Annotated in this window: 25 protein-coding genes and 1 tRNA gene; 13 read left to right on the top strand and 13 right to left on the bottom strand. The window is 62.3% G+C overall.

Annotated elements, in window-relative coordinates; all coding sequences use genetic code 11:
* Positions 1-143: 143 nt before the first annotated feature.
* The 4 genes from secA (at position 144) to BM438_RS37785 (ending at position 5679) form a co-directional block, all read left to right on the top strand.
* Positions 144-2954, top strand: coding sequence for a preprotein translocase subunit SecA (secA, locus tag BM438_RS37800; protein WP_093645249.1), 2811 nt, complete (start codon positions 144-146; stop codon positions 2952-2954).
* Positions 2955-3105: 151 nt separating this feature from the next.
* Entirely contained in the window at positions 3106-4347 is a 1242-nt protein-coding gene (argJ, locus tag BM438_RS37795; protein WP_093645247.1) for a bifunctional glutamate N-acetyltransferase/amino-acid acetyltransferase ArgJ, read from the top strand.
* A gap of 43 nt (positions 4348-4390) precedes the next feature.
* Complete coding sequence (locus tag BM438_RS37790) at positions 4391-5260, top strand: ATP-binding protein (protein ID WP_093645245.1); 870 nt, start codon at positions 4391-4393, stop codon at positions 5258-5260.
* A complete protein-coding gene (locus BM438_RS37785; protein WP_054040765.1) occupies positions 5257-5679 on the top strand; it encodes an NUDIX domain-containing protein in 423 nt (140 codons plus the stop codon). The genes BM438_RS37790 and BM438_RS37785 overlap by 4 nt, the downstream gene beginning before the upstream one ends.
* 98 nt (positions 5680-5777) lie before the next feature.
* Here BM438_RS37785 and BM438_RS37780 read toward each other — a convergent pair whose 3' ends face one another.
* The 9 genes from BM438_RS37780 to BM438_RS37740 all read right to left on the bottom strand — a co-directional run bounded on the left by BM438_RS37780 (position 5778) and on the right by BM438_RS37740 (position 13892).
* Complete coding sequence (locus tag BM438_RS37780) at positions 5778-5975, bottom strand: DNA gyrase inhibitor YacG (RefSeq protein ID WP_093645243.1); 198 nt, start codon at positions 5973-5975, stop codon at positions 5778-5780.
* A 102-nt stretch (positions 5976-6077) separates the two neighbouring features.
* Complete coding sequence (zapD, locus tag BM438_RS37775; protein WP_054040764.1) at positions 6078-6833, bottom strand: cell division protein ZapD; 756 nt, start codon at positions 6831-6833, stop codon at positions 6078-6080.
* A gap of 198 nt (positions 6834-7031) precedes the next feature.
* Positions 7032-7634 (bottom strand): dephospho-CoA kinase, encoded by a 603-nt coding sequence (gene coaE, locus BM438_RS37770; RefSeq protein WP_093645241.1) that lies wholly within the window; start codon positions 7632-7634, stop codon positions 7032-7034.
* A 3-nt stretch (positions 7635-7637) separates the two neighbouring features.
* The gene (locus tag BM438_RS37765) at positions 7638-8579 is read right to left on the bottom strand and encodes a prepilin peptidase (protein ID WP_093645239.1); all 942 of its coding nucleotides are present in this window, start codon (positions 8577-8579) and stop codon (positions 7638-7640) included.
* Between the two features lie 26 nt (positions 8580-8605).
* Positions 8606-9835, bottom strand: a complete 1230-nt coding sequence (locus BM438_RS37760; protein ID WP_093645237.1) for a type II secretion system F family protein — start codon at positions 9833-9835, stop codon at positions 8606-8608.
* Positions 9832-11145 (bottom strand): GspE/PulE family protein, encoded by a 1314-nt coding sequence (locus tag BM438_RS37755; RefSeq protein ID WP_093645235.1) that lies wholly within the window; start codon positions 11143-11145, stop codon positions 9832-9834. The genes BM438_RS37760 and BM438_RS37755 overlap by 4 nt, the downstream gene beginning before the upstream one ends.
* Before the next feature lie 132 nt (positions 11146-11277).
* On the bottom strand, positions 11278-12582 hold the full coding sequence (locus BM438_RS37750) for an HlyC/CorC family transporter (protein ID WP_200620032.1): 1305 nt from the start codon (positions 12580-12582) through the stop codon (positions 11278-11280).
* 202 nt (positions 12583-12784) lie between these two features.
* A tRNA-Pro gene (locus tag BM438_RS37745) sits at positions 12785-12861 on the bottom strand.
* Between the two features lie 38 nt (positions 12862-12899).
* Positions 12900-13892, bottom strand: coding sequence for a polyprenyl synthetase family protein (locus BM438_RS37740; RefSeq protein ID WP_054040757.1), 993 nt, complete (start codon positions 13890-13892; stop codon positions 12900-12902).
* Between the two features lie 239 nt (positions 13893-14131).
* Here BM438_RS37740 and rplU point away from each other — a divergent pair, with 239 nt between their 5' ends.
* The 4 genes from rplU to proB all read left to right on the top strand — a co-directional run bounded on the left by rplU (position 14132) and on the right by proB (position 17275).
* Positions 14132-14443, top strand: coding sequence for a 50S ribosomal protein L21 (gene rplU / locus BM438_RS37735; RefSeq protein ID WP_007180329.1), 312 nt, complete (start codon positions 14132-14134; stop codon positions 14441-14443).
* Positions 14444-14468: 25 nt separating this feature from the next.
* The gene (rpmA, locus tag BM438_RS37730; RefSeq protein WP_007180330.1) at positions 14469-14732 is read left to right on the top strand and encodes a 50S ribosomal protein L27; all 264 of its coding nucleotides are present in this window, start codon (positions 14469-14471) and stop codon (positions 14730-14732) included.
* A 229-nt stretch (positions 14733-14961) separates the two neighbouring features.
* Positions 14962-16083: an Obg family GTPase CgtA gene (gene cgtA / locus BM438_RS37725; RefSeq protein WP_054040755.1), complete on the top strand. Its 1122-nt coding sequence runs from the start codon at positions 14962-14964 to the stop codon at positions 16081-16083.
* Positions 16084-16156: 73 nt separating this feature from the next.
* Positions 16157-17275, top strand: coding sequence for a glutamate 5-kinase (proB, locus tag BM438_RS37720; protein ID WP_093645233.1), 1119 nt, complete (start codon positions 16157-16159; stop codon positions 17273-17275).
* Positions 17276-17390: 115 nt separating this feature from the next.
* On the opposite strand, the gene BM438_RS37715 is transcribed toward proB, so the two are convergent.
* Together BM438_RS37715 and BM438_RS37710 are read right to left on the bottom strand one after the other, a co-directional pair.
* Entirely contained in the window at positions 17391-17942 is a 552-nt protein-coding gene (locus BM438_RS37715; protein WP_093645231.1) for a CNP1-like family protein, read from the bottom strand.
* A gap of 76 nt (positions 17943-18018) precedes the next feature.
* Positions 18019-18762, bottom strand: a complete 744-nt coding sequence (locus BM438_RS37710) for an RNA pyrophosphohydrolase (protein WP_093645229.1) — start codon at positions 18760-18762, stop codon at positions 18019-18021.
* Positions 18763-19134: 372 nt separating this feature from the next.
* Between BM438_RS37710 and BM438_RS37705 the strand changes: the two genes are divergently transcribed.
* Complete coding sequence (locus tag BM438_RS37705) at positions 19135-20871, top strand: proline--tRNA ligase (protein WP_093645227.1); 1737 nt, start codon at positions 19135-19137, stop codon at positions 20869-20871.
* A 12-nt stretch (positions 20872-20883) separates the two neighbouring features.
* On the top strand, positions 20884-21483 hold the full coding sequence (locus BM438_RS37700) for a MarC family protein (protein WP_054040747.1): 600 nt from the start codon (positions 20884-20886) through the stop codon (positions 21481-21483).
* A 138-nt stretch (positions 21484-21621) separates the two neighbouring features.
* Here BM438_RS37700 and BM438_RS37695 read toward each other — a convergent pair whose 3' ends face one another.
* Both BM438_RS37695 and ffh read right to left on the bottom strand, forming a co-directional pair.
* Positions 21622-22173, bottom strand: coding sequence for a hypoxanthine-guanine phosphoribosyltransferase (locus tag BM438_RS37695; protein WP_012434394.1), 552 nt, complete (start codon positions 22171-22173; stop codon positions 21622-21624).
* 143 nt (positions 22174-22316) lie between these two features.
* Positions 22317-23684 carry a signal recognition particle protein gene (gene ffh / locus BM438_RS37690; protein WP_093645225.1) on the bottom strand — a complete coding sequence of 456 codons (1368 nt, stop codon included), beginning with the start codon at positions 23682-23684 and terminating at the stop codon, positions 22317-22319.
* An 81-nt stretch (positions 23685-23765) separates the two neighbouring features.
* On the opposite strand from ffh, the gene BM438_RS37685 reads away from it, so the two are divergent.
* The 3 genes from BM438_RS37685 to ampD are packed head-to-tail and all read left to right on the top strand — an operon-like array spanning position 23766 to position 25637.
* Positions 23766-24692 (top strand): cytochrome C assembly family protein, encoded by a 927-nt coding sequence (locus tag BM438_RS37685; protein ID WP_093645223.1) that lies wholly within the window; start codon positions 23766-23768, stop codon positions 24690-24692.
* Between the two features lie 10 nt (positions 24693-24702).
* Positions 24703-25044 (top strand): PP0621 family protein, encoded by a 342-nt coding sequence (locus BM438_RS37680; protein ID WP_093645221.1) that lies wholly within the window; start codon positions 24703-24705, stop codon positions 25042-25044.
* Entirely contained in the window at positions 25041-25637 is a 597-nt protein-coding gene (gene ampD, locus BM438_RS37675; RefSeq protein ID WP_093645219.1) for a 1,6-anhydro-N-acetylmuramyl-L-alanine amidase AmpD, read from the top strand. Before BM438_RS37680 ends, ampD begins: the two co-directional genes overlap by 4 nt.
* Positions 25638-25665: the final 28 nt, after the last annotated feature.

Below are 25665 nucleotides of genomic sequence, written 5' to 3'. Positions count from 1 at the left end.
GGCGCGGCCGGGGGCGCGTGCTAAAATGCCCGATTCGAATTCACTCTTGGACTAAGCCGCCGAGGCCCTTCCGACCCCGGAGCGCACGTGCATGAACTTGCACGCCGCGAACCAGCCGAAGCCGCGACGCAGACACCGATCCGATGACCACCGGTTTTCTACAGAAGATTTTTGGCAGCCGCAACCAGCGGCTAGTCAAGCAATATCAAAAGACCGTCACGGCGATCAATGCGCTCGAGCCGCAGATCGAGCAATTGACGGACGACCAACTGCGCGCCAAAACGGGTGAATTCCGCCAGCGCGTCGCGAGTGGCGAGTCGCTCGACAAGCTCCTGCCGGAGGCTTTCGCGGTGTGCCGCGAGGCCAGCAAGCGGACGCTGAAAATGCGCCACTTCGACGTGCAGCTGATCGGCGGCATGGTCCTGCATTACGGCAAGATCGGCGAAATGCGCACCGGCGAAGGCAAGACGCTCGTCGCTACGCTGCCGGTGTACCTGAATGCGCTGTCCGGTCGTGGCGTGCACGTTGTTACGGTCAACGACTACCTGGCACAACGCGACGCCGAATGGATGGCGCGTCTGTACAACTTCCTGGGTCTTTCGGTCGGCATCAATCTGTCGCAGATGGATCATGGCGCGAAGCAGGAAGCGTACGCGGCAGACATCACCTACGGCACCAACAACGAATTCGGCTTCGACTACCTGCGCGACAACATGGTCTATGAGACCGATGCGCGCGTGCAGCGAGCCCTGAATTTCGCGGTGGTCGACGAGGTCGACTCGATCCTGATCGACGAAGCCCGTACGCCGCTGATCATCTCCGGCCAGGCCGAAGATCACACCGAACTCTATGTGCGCATGAATGCGCTGCCGCCGCTGCTCGAACGCCAGATCGGCGAAGAAAAAGCGGACGGCACCGGCGTCGAAAAGCCGGGCGACTACACGCTGGACGAAAAAGGCCGCCAGGTCTTCCTGACGGAATCGGGCCACGAAAAGGCTGAGCGTCTGCTCGCCGAATGGGGCCTGATTGGCGAGGGCGAAAGCCTGTACGCGCCGCAGAACATCACGCTGATGCACCATGTGTACGCTGCACTGCGCGCGCACACGCTGTTCTTCAAGGATCAGCACTACGTCGTGCAGAACGGCGAAGTCGTGATCGTCGACGAATTCACCGGCCGTCTGATGTCGGGCCGCCGCTGGTCGGATGGTTTGCACCAGGCCGTCGAGGCGAAGGAACACGTCAAGATCCAGAGCGAGAACCAGACGCTCGCGTCGATCACTTTCCAGAACTATTTCCGTATGTACGCGAAGCTGTCCGGCATGACCGGCACGGCCGACACCGAAGCGTACGAATTCAACGAGATCTATGGTCTCGAAACGGTCGTGATCCCGACCAACCGTCCGCCGAAGCGGATCGACAAGCAGGATCAGATCTACAAGACCGCCAAGGAGCGCTATGACGCGGTGATTCGCGACATCCGCGATTGCCATGAGCGCGGTCAGCCGGTGCTGGTCGGCACGACGTCGATCGAGAACTCGGAACTGCTGTCGCATCTGCTGAAGCAGGCCGGGTTGCCGCACGAAGTGCTGAACGCCAAGCAGCACGCGCGTGAAGCTGAGATCGTCGCCGAAGCAGGCCGTCCGAAGCGGGTCACGATCGCCACGAACATGGCCGGTCGCGGTACTGACATCGTGCTCGGCGGCAACGCTGAAAAGCAGGCGTCCTTCATCGAGAAGGACGAAACGCTTTCGGAAGAAGAGAAACAACGCCGTATCCAGAAGCTGCACGACGAATGGCAGGCGCTGCACGATCAGGTGAAGGCCGCGGGCGGTCTGCACATCATCGGCACCGAACGTCACGAATCGCGCCGGATCGACAACCAGTTGCGCGGCCGTGCCGGCCGTCAGGGCGATCCGGGTTCGTCGCGCTTCTATCTGTCGCTGGAAGATCCGCTGCTGCGCATTTTCGCTGGTGATCGCGTGCGCGCGATCATGGACCGTCTGAAGATGCCGGAAGGCGAGGCGATCGAGGCGGGCATCGTGTCGCGTTCGATCGAATCGGCGCAACGCAAGGTTGAAGCGCGTAACTTCGACGTTCGCAAGCAATTGCTCGAATACGACGATGTGTCGAACGATCAGCGCAAGGTAATCTACCAGCAGCGCAATGAATTGCTCGAAGCGAACGACATCACCGAAACGATCGGCGCGATGCGCGGCGGCGTGATCGCCGATATCGTTCACCAGTTCGTGCCGGCCGGCAGCATCGAAGAGCAGTGGGACGTGCCCGAGCTGGAGGAAGTGCTGCGCAACGAATGGCAGCTCGACCTCGCGATTCAGGAAATGATCAACGAGTCGAACTCGATCAGCGCGGACGAGATTCTCGAAGCTGTCGAAGCCGCCGCAGACGAAGCGTATGAATCGAAGGTCGAACAGGTCGGCCGCGAATCGTTCAGCGCGTTCGAACGCTCGATCATGCTGCAAACGCTGGACCGTAGCTGGCGCGAGCATCTGGCCGCGCTCGATCACCTGCGCCAGGGTATCCATCTGCGCGGGTACGCACAGAAGAATCCGAAGCAGGAATACAAGCGCGAGGCGTTCGAACTATTCGCCGCGATGCTCGACGCCGTGAAGCTCGAAGTCACCCGGGTGGTGATGAACGTGCAGATCCAGTCGCCGGAACAGCTGGAACAGGCCGCCGAGCAACTCGAAGAGCAAGGCGGCCACCTCGAAAACGTCGAGTTCCGTCACGCCGAATTCGCCGAAGCGGCAGCAGCAGCGCCTGCCGCTGCGGAAGCGGCTACCGCCGCCATGATCGGCGACGCGATGAGCCACGGCGCCTCGCATGCCATTGGGTCGGACGTGAGCGTGGACAACGTGCCGAAGGTCGGCCGTAACGACCCGTGCCCGTGCGGCAGCGGCAAGAAGTACAAGCAGTGTCACGGCAAGATCGCATAATGCCGAAAAGCGGCGCGCTTTAAGCGCGCCGCTTCGTTTTACACAATGTTTTGCTGATGATTTCGCGGTGGTTCGGCTACAGGCTTGAGCCATCAGTTACCGATCCCTCGATGCCGGCGCCTGCCGGCATTTTCTTCGACAGGTCGCGACCATGGCTGTCAATTTCCCCTCGATCGATCCCACTCAACTTCACCCTGTCGCCGGCGTCACGCTGGGCTGGGCGGAGGCGAATATCCGCAAGCCGAACCGCAAGGACGTGCTGGTCATTTCTGTCGGCGAAGGCGCGACAGTAGGCGGCGTGTTCACGCAGAACCGTTTTTGCGCCGCACCCGTCACTGTGTGCCGAGAGAATCTGGAGCGCGTGCGCGCGGGCGGCAAGCCGATTCGCGCGCTGGTGATCAACACCGGTAACGCAAATGCAGGCACGGGTGAGCCCGGCCTCGTGGCCGCGCGCGAAACCTGCGTCGAGCTCGCGCGTCTCGTTGATATCGCGCCGGAACAGGTGTTGCCGTTTTCGACGGGTGTGATTCTTGAACCGCTGCCGGTCGATCGTCTGAAGGCGGGTCTGCCCGCGGCGCTGGCGAACCGCAAGGAAGCCAACTGGTACGACGCCGCTCAGGCGATCATGACCACGGATACCTTGCCGAAAGCCACCTCGCGCCAGGTCACGATCGACGGCCACACGGTCACGCTCACCGGCATCAGCAAGGGCGCCGGCATGATCAAGCCGAACATGGCGACCATGCTAGGCTTCCTCGCGTTCGACGCTAGCGTCGCGCAGCCGGTGCTCGACGCACTGGTCAAGCACGTGGCGGACCGCTCGTTCAACTGCATCACGATCGACGGCGATACGTCGACCAACGATTCGTTCATCCTGATCGCCTCGGGCAAATCGAGCCTGCCGGCGATCACGTCCACCGATTCGCCCGCTTATGCAGCGCTGCGCGACGCGGTGACCGAAGTCGCCCAGACCCTCGCACAGCTGATCGTGCGCGACGGCGAAGGCGCGACCAAATTCATGACCGTGCATGTCGAAGGCGGCTCGAGCGTCGGCGAATGCCGCCAGATTGCGTACGCGATCGGCCACTCGCCGCTCGTGAAGACAGCCTTCTATGCATCGGATCCGAATCTCGGCCGCATTCTTGCGGCCATCGGCTATGCCGGCGTGGACGATCTCGACGTCGGCAAGATCGATCTGTATCTGGACGACGTGCTGGTTGCTACCGCCGGTGGCCGCAACCCGGCCTACCGTGAGGAAGATGGCCAGCGCGTCATGAAAAAGAGCGAGATCGGCATTCGTGTCGTACTCGGCCGCGGTAATGCGCAAGCCACGATCTGGACTTGCGATCTGTCGCACGATTACGTGAGCATCAACGCCGACTATCGTTCGTAACCAGGTTTATTACGCGGCGCTTAAGGCCGCTTATCTCACAGCCATGGACAAACTCGAACAGTTTCTGACCCGGGCCGAAGCCGTGCTCGTCCGCCTCGAAGCTATGCTTCCGCCCGCTGCACCGGAGATCGACTGGTCGGCGGCGGTCGCCTTTCGCTGGCGCAAGCGCCAGGGGCGCGGCTATCTGCAGCCGGTGCCCGCCATTTCGTCGATCACGCTCGACGACCTGCAAAACATCGATCGACAGAAAGGGTTGATCGAGCAGAACACACGTCAGTTCGTGCGCAAGCAGCCGGCCAACAACGTGCTGCTGACAGGCGCGCGCGGCACCGGCAAGTCGTCGCTGATCAAGGCTTGCCTGAACGCCTATGCAAAAGACGGCCTGCGCCTGATCGAAGTGGATAAAGACGATCTGCACGATCTCGGCGACATCGTCGATCTGATCGCGCAGCGGCCGGAGCGCTTCGTGGTGTTCTGCGACGACCTTTCGTTCGAAGATGGGGAGTCGGGCTACAAGGCGCTGAAGGTCGCGCTCGATGGCTCGATCGCTGCGCAGTCGGACAACGTGTTGATCTACGCGACGTCCAATCGCCGCCATCTGTTGCCCGAGTATATGAGCGACAACGAGACGTACAAGCACACGTCCGACGGCGAGATTCATCCGGGCGAGCTGGTCGAAGAGAAGATCTCGCTGTCCGAGCGCTTCGGGCTGTGGGTCAGCTTCTATCCGTTCAAGCAGGACGACTACCTGTCGATCATCGGCCACTGGCTGCGCCATTTCGGCTGCGACGACGCGGAAGTCGAAGCGGCTCGCGGCGATGCGCTGGTGTGGGCGCTGGAGCGCGGGTCGCGCTCGGGGCGCGTCGCGTGGCAATTCGCTCGCGACTGGTCCGGACGGAAGACCCCGGCATGAGCGATGCGCAAAAGAACGTGGCTGGCCGCCCGGTGACTGAAGTCGCGGTCGGCGTGCTGATTCAGCCTGACGGACGCTATCTGCTGGCACAGCGCCCGGCAGGCAAGCCGTACGAGGGGTACTGGGAGTTTCCGGGTGGCAAGCTGGAAGCGGGCGAGTCGGTCGAGGCCGCGCTAGCCCGCGAGCTGCACGAGGAACTGGGTATCGACGTCAAGGCGAGCCATCTTTGGCACACGCTCGAACACGATTACCCGCACGCCTATGTGCGGCTATTCTTCTGCAAGGTGACGCAGTGGTCCGGCGAACCGCATGGCCGCGAAGGCCAGGCATTTGTGTGGCAGGCGCTGCCGGCGGATGTTTCGCCACTGCTGCCGGCGACGATTCCCGTGCTGGAATGGCTCGCGGCTGAGAAAAACTAGAGAAATGGTCGGCGGTTTTAAACGGCGCTGCGTGAGCAGCGCCGTTTTGCTTGGTCGCAGCACGCGCGCAAGCGGTGAGCGTCTGCAGTCTGCAGCGCTTAATGCGGGTTGTAGTCCCCGCCGGGCGATTCATCCGACGGCGTTTCTTCCTCTGTGCCGCCTATCTTGTACTTCTCAGCGGCCCAGGCGCCGAGGTCGGTCTGCTTGCAGCGGTCAGAGCAGAACGGGCGGAAGCGGCTTTCTGGAGTCCAGCGGACATCCTTGCCGCAAGTGGGGCATTTGACGACGGTAGGCATACGGTCAGGCAGTCAATCGGAAACGGAACAAGTTACGAATATAGGGGCATTTTTCGCCGCTTTAAAGGCGCGGCCCCTCGATTCAGGTCTGCAGGGCCGGCGTTACAGGCTGCAAAGTGTGAGCTGGAACGGCACGTCGACATCCACCGCGCGCGGACGCAAATCGCCGTCCTGCACTGTGAATCGCACCCAGAGCATGTACTTGTTGGCGCTGGCCTCGGGGATCACCCGCAATTCCGGTGCCACCCGTACCTGCATCAATTGGTATGAACGGCCTGACAGCATCTGCTGATAGCTGCCCTGCATCGCCATGACCTTGGACGCCTGACCCGATTCGCGCGCGAGGCGCAGCACGATTGTTGCCGCGTCGCGTAACGGCAGCAGCGGCGTGACCCATTTGGCGATGTCCTGCCGACGCTGATCAGGATGGATCTGCTGCCATGCGTAGTACGAAGGCAAATCGAACTTGCAAGTGCCGCCAGGGATGATCGCGCGGCTGCGAATGCTGGCGAGCCACTCGTTGTCCGCCAGATGCTGACCGGTCTTGCCCTGCATCTGTGAAAGCCCCGACAAGGTTTGCTCGATTTCCCCTAGCACGGATTCCAGCGCGTTCTGCTCGATCCCCGGATTGCCCCGGAACGGCGCCAGCGTTTGCCGTTGGCGCTCGAGCTCCTTCATCAGATCGGACTTCAGATCCGCGCGACCCGCAACCTCTGAGATTTCGAACAACGTTGTCAGTGCGACGTGATGTTCCCTGGCGTCTTCCTGAGTCAGAAAGAACGTGAAGCGCTCGAACAGATCTTCGAGGCGCAACAGCGTCCGGATTCGCTCGTTGAAGGGATACTCGTAAAGGATCAAGCGGGCTCGCCTCGGGCGTGGTCGGTGACGGGAATGCAGAACATTCTAATGCCGTGAGACTACCCTAGCAATCACGCACTTTTTCAGCGCGCTTTCGCAACTTTTTTCACATGTTTCAGGCGGTTTGGCGCGTGCTTTGCGTGTGCCTGTCACTGCATGGCTGAGCAAACATGGCAGCAAGCCACGTTCAGCGTATTCTCAGGTGCCCGCTAGGGACAGATAGACGCGATGCTGTGCGTCGACCTGCGCCTCGAGTGCCTCGAGCGGCGCGTTATCGTTGTCGATGATGTCGTCCGCTGCGACGAGGCGTGCTTCGCGCGTTGCCTGGCGGGCGATGATCGCCAGCACCTGTTCACGGCTAAAGCCGTTGCGGCTCATCACGCGCGAAATTTGCGTCTCGACGCTGCAATCGACGGTCAGTACACGATTCACGCGAGTCTTCCAGCTACCCGACTCCACCAGCAGCGGTACCACCACGATTACGTACGGCCCTTGCGCCTCGCGCTGCTCGCGTTCGGTCTCCGCACGAATCAATGGATGCGTGATGCCTTCGAGGCGTTTGCGCGCGCCGTCGTCGCTGAATACCAGCGTGCGCATGCGGGCGCGGTCGAGCGAGCCGTCTGCCGCGACGAACGAATCGCCGAACTCCGCGGCGATCTGCGGCATTGCGATGCCGTGTGGCGCCGTGATGCGGTGCGCAATCAGGTCTGTGTCGACAAGCGGCACGCCGTGCGCGGCGAACAGGTCAGCCACGGTCGATTTGCCGCTGCCTATGCCACCGGTCAGTCCCACAGCAAACATGCTTCAGCCTCCCAACGCCAGATAAAGCGGTGTGCCGAGAAATAGCGTAACAGCACCGCCCGCTGCGAGAAACGGCCCGAACGGCAGCGGCTCTTCGAAGCGCATGCGGCCGCGCCACGTCGCCGCGAGGCCGACCACTGCGCCGGCGACGGCCGCGATCAGCACGATTTGCGGTAGCGCGGCCCAGCCGAGCCACGCACCGAGCGCAGCCAGCAGTTTGAAATCGCCATAACCCATCCCTTCGACGCCGCGTACCAGCCGGAACAGCCAATGTACGACCCATAGCACCAGATAGCCGAAGATCGCGCCCAGCACGGCATCGTGCAGGCTCGCGAACATGCCGTTGAAGTTGACGATCAAGCCGGCCCACAGGAGCGGCAGTGTCATGGAGTCAGGGAGCAGATGAGTGTCGATATCGATCGCGCTCATTGCGAGCAAGGCGGCGCATAGTCCGAAGGCGGCGAGTGCCATGCCCGTCGGCCCATACAGCGCGAGCGCCCCGGCCGCGAAGGCGGCGCTGGCGATTTCGAGCAGCGGGTAGCGCAGGCTTACGTGTGTCTTGCATGCGGAGCAGCGTCCGCGCAACAGCAGATAGCTCAGCACCGGCAGGTTCTCCCACGCGCTGAGCACGTGGCCGCAATGAGGGCACGCGCTACGCGGCACCCACAGGTTGTAGCGGGCGGGCAGGCCGTCGTCTTCGGGCACTTGTTCGGTGGCCTCGCTGACTTCCTCGCGCCACGTACGCTCCAGCATGATTGGCACCCGATGCACGACCACGTTCAGGAAACTGCCGATCACCAGCCCGAACACGATCGCGAATGCAATCTGCAGGCCGCTGGGCAAGCTGCCGAACGCGAGGCCGAGACCGGTTGTGACGTGGCCGGACAGCAGGCCCGAAAACAGGCTGGAAGAAGTATCTGACACGAGCGGAAGGGTAGCCTGCATATAAAGGGTGGGATTCGGCTGCGATGCTACACCACGTTGCCGAGTTGAATAATGGGAAGATACATCGCGATCACCAGGCCGCCGACCAGCGTGCCCAGCACGATGATGACAAGTGGTTCGCACAGGCTCGAGAGCGTGCCGATCTTTTCGTCTACCTGACGATCGGCGAGCGACGCCACATCGATCAGCATCGTATCGAGCGCCCCTGACTCCTCGGCAACCGCAACCGGCTGCACGACCTCCGGTGGAAAGCAGTGCGCCGCGCGCATTGCGGCGGCGAGCCGTTCGCCGCGCCGCAGCCGCGCAGCAATCTCCACGGTGGCGCGATCGAAGAAAGCGTTGCCGGTAGCGTGAGTCAGTGAATCGAATGCGTCCGCGAGCGGTGTGCCCGCCGACAGCAAGGTGCCGAGTGCGCGGCTCCAGCGCGCCGCGCACAAGGTGCGCAGCAACGGACCGGCGACCGGCATTGTCAGCGATATGCGCGAGAACCGGATGCGCGCTGCTTCAGAACGTCGTAGCAGAAACGTCATAGCCGAGCCCGCGGCGAAAACCATGATGACCAGAGGAATGCTCCACCGCGCGGCACCCGCTGACAAAGCCAGCACGAACTGCGTGGGCGCGGGTAGTTTCGCGCCGAAGCCGTCGAAGATCTGCTTGAAAGTCGGCACGACCCACACCAGCAACGCGGCGGTAATTGCGATGGCAAGCAACAGGATCGCGACCGGATAGGTGAGCGCCGCGCGCACCTTGGCACGCTGCGCGGCGGCGCGTTCGCGGTCGTCGGCGATCCGGGCGAGGACGGCAGGCAGCGCGCCGGCTGCTTCGCCGACTTCGACAAGTTGACAGTACAGCGCGTTGAACTGCGCCGGATGCCGCTGCAACGCTGCCGAAAAGCGCAGGCCACCGGTGATGCCGCGTGCCAGCGCGCCGACGATCCGCGGCATGCTTTGCCGGCGCGAACCATCCGCTTGCGCCAGCAGTTCCAGCGAAGGCGCGAGTGGCAAGCCGGCGCGTAGCAGACTGGCGAGCTGCCTGGTGAACACCGTGACGTCGTTGGTGCGGGTTTGGGGGCGCGGCGCTGGCCCGCGTGCCGCGAGTTCGACGATGAACAGCTTTTCGCGTTTGAGTATGGCGCGTGCTGTGCTGACGTCCGGCGCAATGAGCGCGCCGGTTTTCTGTACGCCGTCGGCATCGACGCCGCGCCATTTGAAGCGCAGCTCGGCCGCTGGCGGTGGGTGAGTCGTCGCTGTGCTCATGCGACCTCGGTGGCGGCCAACGCCTCGGCCAGGCTCGTCGTGCCGTCGCGTACGCGCGCGAGGGCCGCGTCGTGCAAGGTGGCGACTTGTTCGGTTTGCGCGAGCCGGGCCAGTTCATGGGTGCCTGCTCGTGCCACGATAAGCTCACGCATCGCATCGGAGACAGGCATCACCTGGTGAACTCCGACGCGGCCGCGGTAGCCGATGCCGTGGCAGGCTTCGCATCCGGTTGCAGCGAATGGTTGCCAGCTGTCGAGGTGATCGTCAGTGAAGCCTGCTGCTCGCAGCGCCGCTGCCGATTGCTGCGCCGGTGCGCGGCATGCCACGCAGAGCCGCCGCACCAGCCGCTGTGCCGTCACCATCCGTAGCGCGGCGGCGAGATTGTACGGTTCGACGCCGATGTCTATGAGGCGCGCGACCGCCGCAGGTGCGTCGTTCGTATGCAAGGTGGACAGCACCAGGTGACCGGTTTGCGCTGCCTTCACGGCAACATCGGCGGTTTCGTCGTCGCGGATTTCGCCGACCATGATCACATCGGGGTCCTGACGGAGAAATGCACGCAGCGCCACCGCGAATGTCAGGCCGGCCTTTTCGCGCACGCTTACCTGATTGATACCCGCCAGTTGAATCTCCGCCGGATCCTCTACCGAGCACAGATTGCGCGCCTCATCGTTGAGCATGTGCAAGAAGCAATACAGCGACAGCGTCTTGCCACTACCGGTGGGGCCAGTGACGAGCACGAGGCCGTGCGGAGCGCGAATCGCGGCATCGACGGCTTCACGTTGCTGTGGATCGAGGCCGAGCGAGTCGAGCGACAGATCGGTGGGTAGTGCGTCGAGCCTGCGCAACACCAGCTTTTCACCGAACAACGTAGGCAGCGAGTTAACACGATAGTCTTCGACGCGGCCAGGTGACGTGGCAATCCGCAGCCGTCCGTCTTGCGGTACGCGCCGTTCGGCGATATCCATGCGCGCTAGCACTTTCACGCGCGTGATGAACGCGTCGCGCAGATGCGCGGGAGGCTGAGGGATTTCATGCAGTACGCCGTCGATACGTAAGCGCACGCGCCAGCCATGCTCCGCCGGTTCGATGTGCAGGTCCGACGCATTGCGGCGGGTTGCCTCCTGCAAGGTGTCGGTTAGCAGGCGTACGGCGGGCGCGTTGTCAGAGTCGGCGAGATTCGCGCTTTGGTTGCTATTGACACTGGCATTGGCGTTTGCTGCAAAGGCGTTATGTCTGGGTTGGGCTGGACTTTCGCCATCTAAGACGGCAGCCCGCAACGACGCCGTGCGTTGAAGAGAATCTTGCATGAGAGACCGGTGATGAGCCGCCTGTAGAACACGACGACTTCATCATCCGGTAAGGCCGCAGGCACCACCATTCAGCCGATCGGCTAATGGCGCGTTTCGAGCCGATGTGCGACGCTGTGCGGTGTGCAGGCCTTAGCCGCGCGCCGCCTTGATGGCTTTCGCGCCCGCGCGAACGGGCGGTTTGAACAGCTTGACGGTGCGGATCGCCTGGTCGTCGCTGCGCATCACTTCGAGTTTCACCTCGCCGATCTGCACGCAGACGTCGCCGTCCGGAATCTCTTCGAGGATCTCGAGGATCAGGCCGTTGAGCGTTTTCGGTCCGTCGGTCGGCAGCGTGAGATGCAGCCAGCGGTTCAGTTCGCGCAGCGGCATACTGCCCGCCACGATACATTCGCCGTTCTCGTTCCAGCCGCCGCGTGAATTGGCACTACGCGGAATCGAGGTAGTGAATTCGCCGATCAACTCTTCGATGATGTCTTCCGGCGTGACCAGCCCTTGCAACTCGCCGTATTCGTTCACGACCAGCGCCGTGCGGTGACGGCTTTCCTGGAAGTACTGTAGTTGCTGGAATACCGGCGTGCCGCTCGGCACGAAATACGGCTCGGCCAGCAACTCGCGCAGTGTCTCGCGCTCGAGTTCCTGGTTGTGCAGCGCAGCCAGTGTCTTGCGCACGTGGAGCACGCCGAGCACCCGGTCGATGTCGCCTTGATAGACGATCAGCTTGTTGTGATAACAGGTTTCCAGCTGATGCAGGATCTGTTCGAACGGCGCGTCGAAGTCGAGCGCTTCGATGCGGCGGCGCGGGATCATCACGTCGTCGACGGAGATGTTCTCGAGGTCGAACAGGTTCAACAGAATGCTGCGGTGCTTGGTCGGCATGAAGCTGCCTGATTCGAGCACGATGGTGCGCAGCTCTTCGGTGGAAAGCCGCTGATCGTGCGCGCCTTTGGTATTGATATGCAGCACGCGCAAGATCGTGTTCGCGAACAGATTGACGAACCAGACGAGCGGCCTGCCGATGCGCATCATCGGTGCGATCAGCAGGCTGGCCGGCAGGGCGATCTTCTCGGGGAAGGTTGCGCCGACGATCTTCGGCGTAATTTCCGCGAACACGATAATCAGAAACGCGACGATGCCGGTCGCGATCGACAGCACTACGTTGTTACGGCCGAAGGTGTGCAGCGCGATCGAGGTGGTGAGCACCGGGATGATCGTGTTGAACAGATTGTTGCCGATCAAGACCACGCTCAACAGCTGATCGGTGTGCGCGAGCAGGCCTTGAGTGGTCTTTGCGCCGAGCGCATTCTGGTTGGCAAGGTGTTTCAGGCGATGGCGGTTGATCGCCATCATCGCCGTTTCGGAAATCGAAAAGAAGCTGGAGCAGATAAGCAGCAGAAAGACGGCGCCGATCTGCGCCCATAAGGGAAGTTGTTCCACGCGTAGTGAAGGATAGGGGACGGGATGGAGAGAATATAGCAGAGGGGGCTGGGCGAGCCGCCTCCGCGGAGGGTCTATGACGTTTGGGGCAAATCGTACGGAGCCGCAAGGCGTCGGTGCGGTGCAGAAAATCGCGGCCCAAAACAAAAAACCGCCAAGCAAGCTGGGCGGTTTTTCGAGCCTTGAACTAACAAGGCAAATCTGGTCGGGGTGAGAGGATTCGAACCTCCGGCCTCTACGTCCCGAACGTAGCGCTCTACCAGGCTAAGCTACACCCCGATCTGTACTGCTGGACTCTTACGGTGTTTCAGTCTCGTTCAAGACTGTCTTGCCGTCGAGTAAGAACATAATTCTAGCAGGCTATCTTTGAAAATGGAATCCGGAAATGAAGAAATTGCTGCAGCTGCGGCCATCGCTTCCTGCTTCGCGCACTCGAGCGTGTGATCCAATGCGCCGGAACGCGTGATCGCCTCAAAAATGGTGTCGAAACGATCGGTGCCGCCTTGCTCGATGGCTTCCCGCGCGAGTGCCGACTGCTCGGGCGTGCCGCGTTCGATCAGATAAATCAGCGGAAGCGTGGGTTTGCCTTCGCGCAGATCGTCGCCGGCGTTCTTGCCCATCGATTCAGCCGTGCCCGTGTAGTCGAGCCAGTCGTCCATGATCTGGAACGCGGTGCCGATGCGGCGGCCGAATTCCGCGGCAGCGGCTTCCGTCTTCGCGTCCGAACCGGCCAGCACGGCACCGAGCTGGGCGGCGGCTTCGAACAATTTGGCGGTTTTGTAGCGGATCACCTGCATGTAGCGCGCTTCGTCCACGTCGGCGTCGTGCATGTTCAGCAACTGCAGCACTTCACCTTCGGAGATGATGTTGGTCGCCTCCGACAGGATTTCCATCACGCGCATCTTGCCCACGCCGACCATCATCTGGAACGAGCGGGAGTAGAGAAAATCGCCGACCAGCACGCTCGCAGCGTTGCCGAACAGCGCATTGGCGGTCTGGCGGCCGCGCCGCAGGTCGGATTCGTCGACCACGTCGTCGTGCAGCAGCGTCGCCGTGTGGATGAATTCCACCACCGCGGCGAGCTCGTGCCGATGACCGGTGGTTTCACCCAGCGCGCCCGCCACCAGCAGCAGGAGCGCGGGCCGCAGCCGCTTGCCCCCGGCACTGATGATGTACTCAGAGATCTGATTGATCAGCATCACGTCGGACGCCAGACGGTGCCGTATGACGCGATTGACCTGCTGCATGTCTTCGGCGATCGGAGCAAGCAGGCTGGCGGCGTTGGAGGAGGGGGTGGCAGTCGACGACATGATGGCTGAATTGGGTAGTGCCGCGAATTATAAGGCGAATCGCGACAGTTCCGGGTCGCAGGCTGCGGCACGGCGCGACGGAGGCCACGGCGAGGCCGTGTGCCAGGGCTGGACGGCAAGGCGCCGGGCGGTGTGCGCGGCGACTCTCAATGAGTTTTGACCGAGCAGCTAACTCTATGTATAATCACGGGTTTCCGCGCGCGGTGCGTGGGAAAAATGAACACAGAGTGAGGTTCTCAATGTACGCGGTCATAAAAACCGGTGGCAAGCAGTATAAAGTTGCCGTCGGCGAAAAACTTAAAGTAGAACAGATACCGGCAGACATTGACGCTGAAATCACGCTCGACCAGGTTCTCGCAGTGGGCGAAGGCGAATCGATTAAGTTCGGTACGCCGCTGGTCAGTGGGGCTTCCGTCAAGGCTACCGTCGTGTCGCAAGGTCGTCACGCAAAAGTGACCATCTTCAAGATGCGTCGCCGGAAGCACTACCAGAAGCATGGCGGCCACCGCCAGAACTATACCGAACTGCGCATCGACGCGATCAACGCGTAAGCGCAACGGTTAAGGAGCAAATCAAATGGCACACAAAAAGGCAGGCGGATCATCCCGCAACGGCCGCGACTCTGAATCGAAGCGTCTCGGCGTCAAGGTCTACGGCGGTCAGGCCATCAACGCTGGCGGCATCATCGTTCGCCAACGTGGCACGCGTATGCACCCGGGCGAAAACGTCGGTATCGGCAAGGATCACACCTTGTTCGCGCTGACGGACGGCCACGTCAATTTCTCGACGAAGGGCGCAGCGAAGAAGCACATGGTCAACGTCGTCCCGGCAGCAGTCTGAGTTTAATCAGGCACGGGCTTCAGGACCGGAAAAAGGCCCCGCGAAGTTCGCGGGGCTTTTTTTATTGCAGCGCTTTTTGTCCGAAGAATTGGCGGATTGCATCGCCAAATCGGCGCGGTTAGCCGATCGGCTGATTGCCCACCGTACGGCGAGCGCGGCAAAATAGCAGCATCTGAAAGCATCAACCCAGCAGCACCATCTAGCAGCACACCACGGGACGGAGTTACGCATGAAGTTCATTGACGAAGCGAGGATTGAAGTCATCGCCGGCGACGGAGGGGATGGCAGCGCGTCGATGCGCCGCGAGAAATTCGTTCCGTTCGGCGGCCCGGATGGCGGCGACGGCGGCCGGGGCGGCAGCGTGATTGCGGTCGCGGACCGCAACATCAACACGCTGATCGACTACCGCTACGCGAAAAAACATTTGGCGCGCAACGGCGAAAACGGCCGCGGCGCGGACTGCTACGGCAAGGGCGGCGACGACATCACGCTGCGCATGCCGGTCGGCACGACTATTACCGATATGGAAACCGGCGAGCTGATCGCCGACTTGACCGAGCACAACCAGAGCGTGCAGATCGCGCAGGGCGGTGCGGGCGGTCTCGGTAACCTGCATTTCAAATCCAGTACGAACCGCGCGCCGCGTCAGAAAACCGACGGCAAGCCCGGCGAGCGTCGCATGGTGCGCCTCGAGTTGAAGGTGCTGGCCGACGTCGGTCTGCTCGGCATGCCGAACGCCGGCAAGTCGACCTTCATCTCATCGGTGTCAAACGCGCGGCCGAAGATTGCCGATTACCCGTTCACGACGCTCGCGCCGAATCTCGGCGTGGTGCGTGTCGGGCCGAGTCGCAGCTTCGTGATTGCAGACATTCCTGGCCTGATCGAAGGCGCGGCGGAAGGCGCGGGCCTGGGTCACCAGTTCCTGCGCCACTTGCAGCGCACCGGCTTGCTGTTGCATATCGTCGACCTCGCACCGTTCGACGAAGCCGTCGATCCCGTCGCGGAAGCCAAGGCGATCGTCAACGAGCTGCGCAAGTACGACGAACTGCTCTATGAGAAGCCCCGCTGGCTGGTGCTCAACAAGCTCGACATGGTGCCCGAAGACGAGCGCGAAGCGCGCGTATCGGCCTTCCTTGAAGGCTACGGTTGGGAAGGCCCGGTGTTCGAAATCTCGGCGCTGACCGGCCAGGGCTGCGAAAGTCTTTGCTACGCGGTGTATGACCACATCGCCGCGCATTCGGACGCGCAGCGCGCGGCGGAAGCCGAAGATCTCGCTGCCGACGTGCGTTTCCGCGCAAAGCCGGAAGCACCGGCCGCTGCGTCGGACGACTCGAGCGTCGACCCGCAGTAATAACAAGCCTGAGCGCCGGCGCCTGCACGGGCCGCCGGCATGCATCACGCGTCATCTTGGGAGACCGCGCACAATGCGTTCCGTCATCGCAGATTCACGGCGATTGGTAGTGAAAGTCGGCTCGAGCCTCGTTACGAATGACGGGCGCGGCCTCGATCATGCTGCGATCGGCCGCTGGGCCGCGCAGATTGCCGCACTGCGCGCGCAGGGCAAGGAAGTGGTGCTGGTCAGTTCGGGCGCCATTGCCGAAGGGATGCAGCGGCTCGGCTGGACCAAGCGGCCACGAGAAATCGACGAATTGCAGGCGGCCGCGGCTGTCGGTCAGATGGGGCTCGCGCAAGTCTACGAAAGCCGCTTTGCCGAGCATTCGATCCAGACCGCGCAGATTCTGCTGACCCACGCCGATCTGGCCGATCGCGAACGCTATCTGAACGCGCGTTCCACGTTGCTGACGCTGCTGCGTCTGGGCGTCGTGCCGATCATTAATGAGAACGACACGGTCGTCACCGACGAAATCAAGTTCGGCGACAACGACACGCTAGGCGCCCTGGTCGCCAATCTGATCGAAGGCGATGCGCTCATCATCCTCACCGATCAGCAGGGGCTTTTTACCGCCGACCCGCGCAAGGATCCAAACGCGACGCTTGTTCAGCAGGCCGATGCCGGTGCGCCGGAGCTCGAGGCAATGGCGGGCGGCGCGGGTTCGAGCCTGGGCCGCGGCGGCATGCTGACCAAGATTCTTGCCGCTAAACGCGCGGCGCATAGCGGCGCCAATACGGTGATCGCGAGCGGGCGTGAAGCAGACGTGTTGTCACGGCTGGCCTCGGGTGAGGCGATCGGCACGCAGTTGATCGCGCGCACGGCACGCATGGCAGCGCGCAAGCAATGGATGGCCGATCACCTGCAGGTGCGAGGCCACGTGGTGATCGACGACGGTGCAGTCGAAAAGCTGACTGAAGGCGGCAAGAGCTTGCTGCCGATCGGCATCGTTGGCGTGCAGGGCGCGTTTGCGCGCGGCGAAGTGATCGCTTGCCTGAGCGCGGCAGGGCGCGAAGTCGCGCGTGGCCTGACGAACTACAGCAGCGCGGAAACCAAGCTGATCCAGCGGCGTCCGAGCGGCGACATTGAATCGGTGCTCGGTTATATGCTGGAGCCCGAGGTCATTCACCGCGACAATCTTGTGCTGGTCTGACTCCCGAACTACGCCCGCACGGAAGACAAAAAAGCCGTTCCAGCGTGAGCTGGAACGGCTTTTTCACGTTCGCGGCGGCTTCCACTTTCGAAGAAGTCCGCTCGCAAAATCTGCTTTAGTGAACCAGTGAGGTCTGCGTGCGCTTGTAGCGGATGTTCTCGACAATCTGCTTGGCGTTGCCCGTGGGCATCTTGTTCGCGCAGAAATAATCCTGATACAGCACCGCCTGATAGGCGTTCAGCGCGCCATTCTCGATGCGCCTGAAGTCATTGGCGACGGTCTGGTCCCAGCCGTCGTGATCGGCGTTCAGCCCCGCGTACTGGCGCCATTCATACGTATCGCAGCGAATCCCTTCGTAGTTCACATTGCGTGCGCCGCTCTGGCTCGTTACGACGACGGTGTAGCGCACTACGCCGTCGGTGCCGACCGTAAGCGAATTTCTATCGATCGCGAATTGCAGGGGCGTATTGCCCGAAACCTCGAAGGGCAGCAGATTCGAGTCTTGCGGCAGCGGCGGCAAGGCGTCCACCTTGTTTTCAACCCAGTTGCTCGGCCGGTCCAGCAGATAGGCAAACGCGCTGTCGTCTTTATTTGAGGGTTTGCTGGCGCAACCAGCCAGCAGGGCGCCAGTGGCGACGCACGCCACGACGAGAGCAAGTGCTTTCAATATGGTTTCCTCGAAACACTGGTGCGGCTCATTGAGCCGCACCAGTAGAGGCGGCGTGGACAGCCGCACAGAATTGTTAATTGCGCACGCCAGGGCGGAACAGCGAGCCAGCGGTTTCGCGCTCCGATTCGTCTTCGTGTTCCGGCGCGGAGCCAACTTCGGCAACCGACCCGGAGCCCGGACCGCAATCAGACGCGATCGTCGTGTGAATCGACGTTTCGATGGTGAGTGTGGTCACCGAGGCGGTGACCGTCATCATCGTCGAATCCGGCGGACTTTCCATTGACGACGCTATCCGGGGATAACGCGGCCCATGGTGCCCGCCAGGTTTTTCCGCACGCGGCGCAGCCCGGCGCATGAAACGGGATAGCTCCGTCAGCGCCAACTGATACACATCCCGCTTGAACTCGATCACACAGTCGAGCGGCACCCAGTACTCGTTCCAACGCCACGCATCGAACTCAGGGTGGTCGGTGGCGCGCAAGCAAATGTCGCAATCGCGTCCAACCATCCGGAGCAAAAACCAGATTTGTTTCTGGCCGCGGTAATGACCGCGTACTTCGCGCTTGATGAACTTGTCAGGCACCTCGTAACGCAACCAGTCGCGCGTGCGACCGATCACCTTGACGTGCTCAGGAAGCAGCCCGGTTTCTTCGTGTAACTCCCGATACATCGCTTGCACGGGGGTCTCTCCGTACTTGATGCCCCCTTGCGGAAACTGCCAGGAATGTTCACGGAGCCGTTTGCCCCAAAACACCTCGTTGTGCGCGTTCAAGAGGATGATGCCGACGTTCGGGCGAAAGCCTTCACGATCCAGCATACAACCACCTTCGAATCCTTTAAAATTGCTTTGATTATAAACAGATAACGGACCCGACGCACCGATTCGCACCAGATTGGAACGATTCGCCGCAAAAGGCCCGCGTTTGCGGTAGCCTGTCAGTCTTTCCGTGCCTTATCCCTTGCTGCAAAGGCTTTGCGCGGCGGCTTCGGCGCCGCGATCGGGCCGGTTTTGCCGGGGTTTTGCCTGGTATGCGCAGGCCGTTTGCCGGGTCTGAGCCGAATTCCTGGTCAGAGTTTGGCCGGATATGCGGCGCGTCCGTGCCGGCGCAAGGCCGGGTCTGTGTCGGTTTCCCCACCGTTTTCACCTTTCGGGCGGTCCCTCCGGAGCCGCCGCTTTTGGAAAATCTGAATGAAAGCTTCCCGTTTCTTTATCGGCACACTGAAAGAAGCGCCCGCCGACGCCGAGATCGTCAGCCACAAGCTCATGGTGCGCGCCGGCATGATCCGCCGCGTTGCCGGTGGCATCTATAACTACCTGCCGGTCGGCCTGCGCTCGATCCGCAAGGTGGAAGCCATCGTGCGCGAAGAAATGAACCGGGCAGGCGCGATCGAACTGTTGATGCCTTCGGTGCAGCCGGCTGAGCTGTGGCAGGAATCGGGCCGTTGGGAAAAATACGGCCCCGAGCTGCTGCGCTTCAAGGATCGCAAGCAATCCGATTTCGTGCTCGGACCGACCCACGAAGAAGTGGTCACGGATATCGCGCGCGGCCAGATCAAGAGCTACCGCCAGTTGCCGGTGAACTTCTATCAGGTCCAGACGAAGTTTCGCGACGAGATCCGTCCGCGTTTCGGCGTGATGCGTGGCCGCGAATTCATCATGAAAGACGCGTACTCGTTCGACAAAGACGCGGAAGGCCTGCGCGAGTCGTATCGCAAGATGTACGACGCGTACGTGCGCATCTTCACGCGCCTCGGTCTGGATTTCCGCGCAGTGGCAGCAGACAACGGTTCGATCGGTGGCAGTGGTTCGCATGAATTCCACGTGATCGCCGACACCGGTGAAGACGCGATCGCGTATTGCCCGACCTCGGAGTTCGCTGCGAACGTTGAGGCGGCCGAAGCGTTGCCGCTGTACGCTGAACGCGCAGCGCCGACCGAAGAGATGAAGAAGACGGCAACGCCGGGCAAAGCAAAGTGCGAGGCCGTGGCCGAGCTGCTGAACATCCCGCTCGAGCGCACCATCAAGTCGATCATCCTCGCCACGGAAAACGGAGGCGCCGAACCGACCATCTGGTTGCTGATGCTGCGCGGCGATCACGAACTGAACGAGATCAAGGCAAGCAAGCTGCCGGGTCTGGCGGACTTCCGCATGGCGACCGAGGCCGAGATCATCGAGACCTTCGGCACGCCGCCGGGTTACCTCGGCCCGATCAACACGAAGAAGCCGATCAAGGTTATCGCGGATCGCACGGTCGCCAACATGAGCGACTTCGTGGTGGGTACGAACGAAGTGGATTACCACACCACCGGTGTCAACTGGGGCCGCGATCTGCCGGAGCCGGTCGTCGCCGATATCCGCAATGTGAAGAAGGGCGATCCGTCGCCGGACGGCAAGGGCGTGATCGACATCTGCCGTGGCATCGAAGTCGGCCACGTGTTCCAGCTCGGCAAGAAATACTCGGAAGCGATGAACGCCACCTGTCTCGACGAGAACGGCAAGCCGCAGCCGATGGAAATGGGCTGCTACGGCATCGGCATCACGCGGATTCTGGGCGCGGCGATCGAACAGAATTTCGACGACAAGGGCATCATCTGGCCGGAGTCGATCGCACCGTTCGAGGTTGTGCTGTGCCCGATGGGTTACGACCGCAGCGAAGCCGTGCGTGAGCAGGCCGACAAGCTGTACGCGGAGCTGGTCGAAGCCGGTGTCGACGTGATCCTCGACGATCGCGGCGAACGTCCGGGCGTGATGTTCGCCGACTGGGAACTGATCGGCGTGCCGCATCGCCTGGTGATCGGCGATCGTGGTCTCAAGGACGGCAAGCTCGAGTATCAAGGCCGCCGCGACGCTGAAGCGACGCTGCTGCCGGTCGAAGACGCCGCTCAAACGGTGATCGGCAAGGTTCGCGCAGCATTGGCGCAATAAGCGGAGCGGACGGTGGAGTACACCTTCGTATCTGCGACCGTCCTGCTGATTCTGATCACTGATCCGTTAGGCAATATTCCGCTCTTTATCAGTTGCCTGCGCAGCGTATCGCCGAAGCGGCGCACGATCGTCATCCTCCGTGAGGTGGCGATCGCCTTCGCGATCCTGCTGGTGTTCATGGTGGTCGGCGACCGCTTCCTGCGCATGATGAGTCTGACCGACCAGTCATTGCGCATCGGTGGCGGGATTGTGCTGTTTCTGATTGCGCTCAGGATGGTGTTTCCGCATCCTGACGGCCCGTTCGGCGGCGATACGCGCGGCGGCGAGCCGCTCATTGTGCCGCTCGCCATTCCGGCGCTGGCGGGTCCGTCGGCTCTCGCGACGGTGATGCTGCTGACGTCGCAGGCGCCCGGCAAGATGTTCGAGTGGATTGGTGCGCTGACCGTCACGATGATCGTCTGCGCGATCGTGCTGATGCTGGCGGAGCGCATTCAGGCGTGGCTCGGTGAGCGCGCCATGATGGCCTTTGAACGGCTGATGGGATTGGTGCTGGTGGCGATCTCAGTCGAAATGATGCTCGGCGGTATCCGCTCTTTTGTGCATCAACTTTGAGTGAGATCCAGTGCGGGGTTCGGCACGGTAGTGCAGCAGTGCTATCGCGAGCCTGACAAACAAAAAGCGGCCCGCGGGCCGCTTTTTTTACGTCGGTGCGCGCCGTACGTGGCGCCGCCGGAACAACCAGGCTTTGAATTAAGCCCCTTCGGTCAACGCCCGAATAGTCGGCAGGTTGCGCCAGTAGCCTTTGGCGTCCATCCCGCAACCGAACACGTAGCGGTCCGGCACTTCGAAACCACAGTAATCCGGGCGCAGCGGCTTGGCCTTCGGAATGATCTTCTCGCACAGTACCGCGCTCAGGAAGCGCTTCGCGCCCATCGCGAGGATGCGGTCGCGGATCGCCGCCATCGTCTCGCCTTCGTCGAGGATGTCGTCGAGCACCAGCACGACGCGATCCTTCACCGACTCAGCCGGCGCCACGCGCCACTGCATCTCATTACCACCCTTGGTGGTGTTGCGATAGCGGGTCAGGTGAATGTAGTCGAACTCGAGCGGGAAATCGAGGTGCGGCAGCAGCATGCCGGTGAACACCGCCGCGCCGCCCATCACCGACAGCACGAGCGGGAAGTCCTCGCTCATCTCGTTGCGGATGGCGGCAGCCATGCCGCTGATCGACGCGTTGACGTCGTCGGCCGAAACGATTTCTTCGGAGTGGCTAAAAATATGGAGAGCTTCTTCGCGGTTCATGACGTCTGACGGGCGGTAACTGTATACATAGTGTGGGTGAGAACGACGGCGTGCGGTACAGAATAAACCCGCACAAATTCCGAGTCAGCCGCGCGTGCCGTTGTTTATGCACGGAAGCACGCGCGCCGCCGTCTTGCTAAAGCTTAGCGCATGCCGGGCATCATGCCCTTCATGCCGCGCATCATCTTTTGCAGATTGCCGCCCTTCAGCTTTTTCATCATCGTGCGCATCTGGTCGTACTGATTCAGCATGCGATTGACTTCCTGCACCTGCACGCCTGCGCCGGCGGCAATGCGGCGCTTGCGGGTGGCCTTGATCAGATCGGGCTTGGCGCGCTCGAGCGGCGTCATCGAGTTGATGATGCCTTCCATGCGGCGCATCTGCTTTTCGGCCTGGCCCATGTCGGCGCCGGCGGCGGCTTGCTGGAACTGGGCCGGCAGTTTGTCCATCAGCGACGACAGGCCGCCCATGCCCTTCATCTGGGTCAATTGCGCGCGGAAATCGTTGAGGTCGAAGTCGCCGCCTTTCTTGACCTTGTCGGCGAGCTTCTGCGCGGCCTGAACGTCTACGCCGCGCTGCGCTTCTTCGACGAGGGCGAGAATGTCGCCCATGCCGAGAATCCGGTTCGCCATGCGATCCGGGTAGAAAATTTCGAGGCCATCGAGCTTTTCGGCGACGCCGACGAACTTGATCGGCTTGCCCGTCACGTGACGCACGGAGAGCGCCGCGCCGCCACGTGAATCGCCGTCGAGCTTGGTGAGGACCACGCCGGTGAGCGGCAATGCGTCGCTAAAGGCCTTCGCGGTGTTGACCGCATCCTGGCCGAGCATCGCGTCCACGACGAACAGCGTTTCCGCCGGTTTCAGCGTGCTGTGCAGCGCGGCGATTTCGGCCATCATCGCTTCGTCGATACCCAGACGGCCGGCCGTGTCGACCAGCAGCACGTCGTGGTAGTGGCGCTTGGCCCAATCTACCGCGGCGATCGCGATATCCACCGGCTTCTGATCCGGTTCCGACGGGAAGAAATCCGCGCCGACCTGCTCGGTCACCGTCTTCAACTGCGCAATAGCAGCCGGGCGGTAGACGTCGCACGAAACCGTGAGGACCTTCTTCTTGTACTTCTCGCGCAGGAGCTTGGCGAGCTTGCCGACCGTGGTCGTCTTACCGGCGCCTTGCAGACCCGCCATCAGGATGACAGCCGGCGGTGTGACGGCGAGATTCAGCTCGACGGCCTTGCCTTCATAGTCGCCGCCGATGATCGCGGTCAGCTCGCGCTGCACCACGCCGACCAGCGCCTGACCCGGCGACAGGCTGCTGAGCACTTCCTCGCCTAGCGCTTTTTCCTTCACCTTGGCGATGAACTCGCGCACGACGGGCAGCGCCACGTCCGCCTCGAGAAGCGCGAGGCGCACTTCGCGCAGCATTTCCTGGGTGTTCGCCTCGGTGAGCCGGGCTTCGCCGCGCAGCGTCTTGACGACGCGCGCCATCCGTTGAGTCAGATTGTCGAGCATGGGGAGCGATGAACTGTGCGGCCGGAGCGGGGCGCGAAGCGGGAGACGTCGCGGAGCAGGGGCCTAGTGTAAACTTCGAATATGGATATTGTACTGTATGCCCTCACTGCGCTCCTCTACGGCGGTCTCGCCGTGGCCGGCTGGCGCTCGCACCGGCACGCCGCCTTGCGCCCCATGCTCGAGAGCGTGCCGCCGGTGCCCGTCTCCGCGGGCATCCCGGCCGCATCGGCCGCTTCCGGCATGAGCAGCTCGGGCCGCGCGCTGCTGTTTGTCGCGCTGCTGGCCCACGGCGTGCTGCTGCACACCACCATCTTTCCCCAGAACGCGATGGTGTTCGGTTTCGCGTTCGCGCTGTCGGCGATGTTCTGGCTCGGCGCCGGCATCTACTGGATCGAGAGCTTTTTCTTTCCTCTCGACGGCTTGCGCCTGCTGGTGTTGCCGCTCGCCTGCGTCGCTTCTTTATTGCCGCTGGCGTTCAATGGCGTGCGTGTGCTGCCGTATTCAGCCGCGCCGATGTTCAAGCTGCATTTCCTGATCGCCAATATCGCGTACGGTCTGTTCGCGATCGCGGCGCTGCACGCGGTTCTGATGCTGCTGGTCGAGCGGCGTCTGCATGCCATGCGCGGCGGCATGTCGCAACGCAATGCGGCTGCGGCGGGCAACGGCTGGCTGTCGAGCTGGCTCGACACCTTGCCGCCGCTGCTGACACTTGAAAAGCTGCTGTTCCGTCTGATCGGCGCCGGCTTCGTGCTGCTCACGCTGACGCTGGTCTCGGGCATCCTGTTTAGCGAGCAACTGGTGGACCGCGCCTTGCGGCTCGATCACAAGACCGTGTTCGCGATTCTTTCGTGGGTGATGTTCGGCGCGCTGCTGACCGCGCGCAAGGTTTCCGGCTGGCGCGGCCGTGCGGCATTGCGCTGGGTGCTGGCGTCGTTCGTCGCGCTGTTGCTGGCGTACGTCGGCAGCCGTTTCGTATTCGAGGTGCTGTTGCACCGTGCTGTAGTGTGAGTGTCCTGCTATGCGACAAATTTTTCTGCTGATCCTGTTGTTCATCGTTGGCCAGTGGCTGGTCAAGGCGCTGCGTCGTCACGACGCGCAAGCGTCGCAACGCACCGGCGCCGGTGCGAATGGCGCCGCGGGCGCCGGCGGTCCACGAGGCCAGAGCGCTCCGAATGGCGGCGCGCGTGGGTCCAATGCGCCGCAAGCGCGCCCCCAACTCGCCGAGCCGATGATCCGTTGCGCCGAGTGCGGCGTGCACGCGCCGAAGAGCGACTCCGTGGTGGTGGCGGGGCAGCCTTTCTGCAGCGCCGCGCACGCGCAGCGTCATGGCGCGCGTCCCTCGGGCCGCGACGCTCGATGAGCGTCGAGTTCGCCGTCGACGCCGACGGTTGGGTCGCCGCCGCACGCAAGCTGCCATCGCCGAATTTTGAAGCGCGGCCCGACGGGGCCGTGCCGACGCTGATCGTCGTCCACAACATCAGCCTGCCGCCCAATGAGTTCGGCGGCACGGCGATCGCCGAACTGTTCCTGAACACCCTCGACTGCGACGCTCACCCTTACTACGACACGCATCTGCGCGGCGTGCGGGTGTCGGCGCATTTCGTGATTCATCGCGATGGCGCGCTCGAGCAATTCGTGTCCTGCAACGAGCGGGCATGGCACGCCGGACCGTCGAATTTTTTCGGCCGCGAGCGCTGCAACGATTTCTCGATCGGCATCGAGCTGGAGGGCAGTGATACGACTGCTTTCGAAGCGGCGCAATACCGCACGCTCGGTGCACTTGTGACGGCGCTCAAGGCCCGCTATCCGGTCGAGGGCCTCGCCGGTCACTCGGACATCGCCCCCGGTCGCAAGACCGATCCAGGGCCGCATTTCGAGTGGCAGCGTCTGCAGCGCGATACCGCGTTGGCGGATCAGTACTTCCCCTATCTCAAGTTTTCCAAAACGCTGTAACGACCCTTCGCGCAACCTCGCGTGATGC

The sequence above is a fragment of the Paraburkholderia aspalathi genome (assembly GCF_900116445.1).
In the GTDB taxonomy this organism is placed as follows: Bacteria; Pseudomonadota; Gammaproteobacteria; order Burkholderiales; family Burkholderiaceae; genus Paraburkholderia; species Paraburkholderia aspalathi.
Note: the sequence above shows the minus strand (reverse complement) of the source record. Positions and strands in the feature narration are given on the sequence as shown.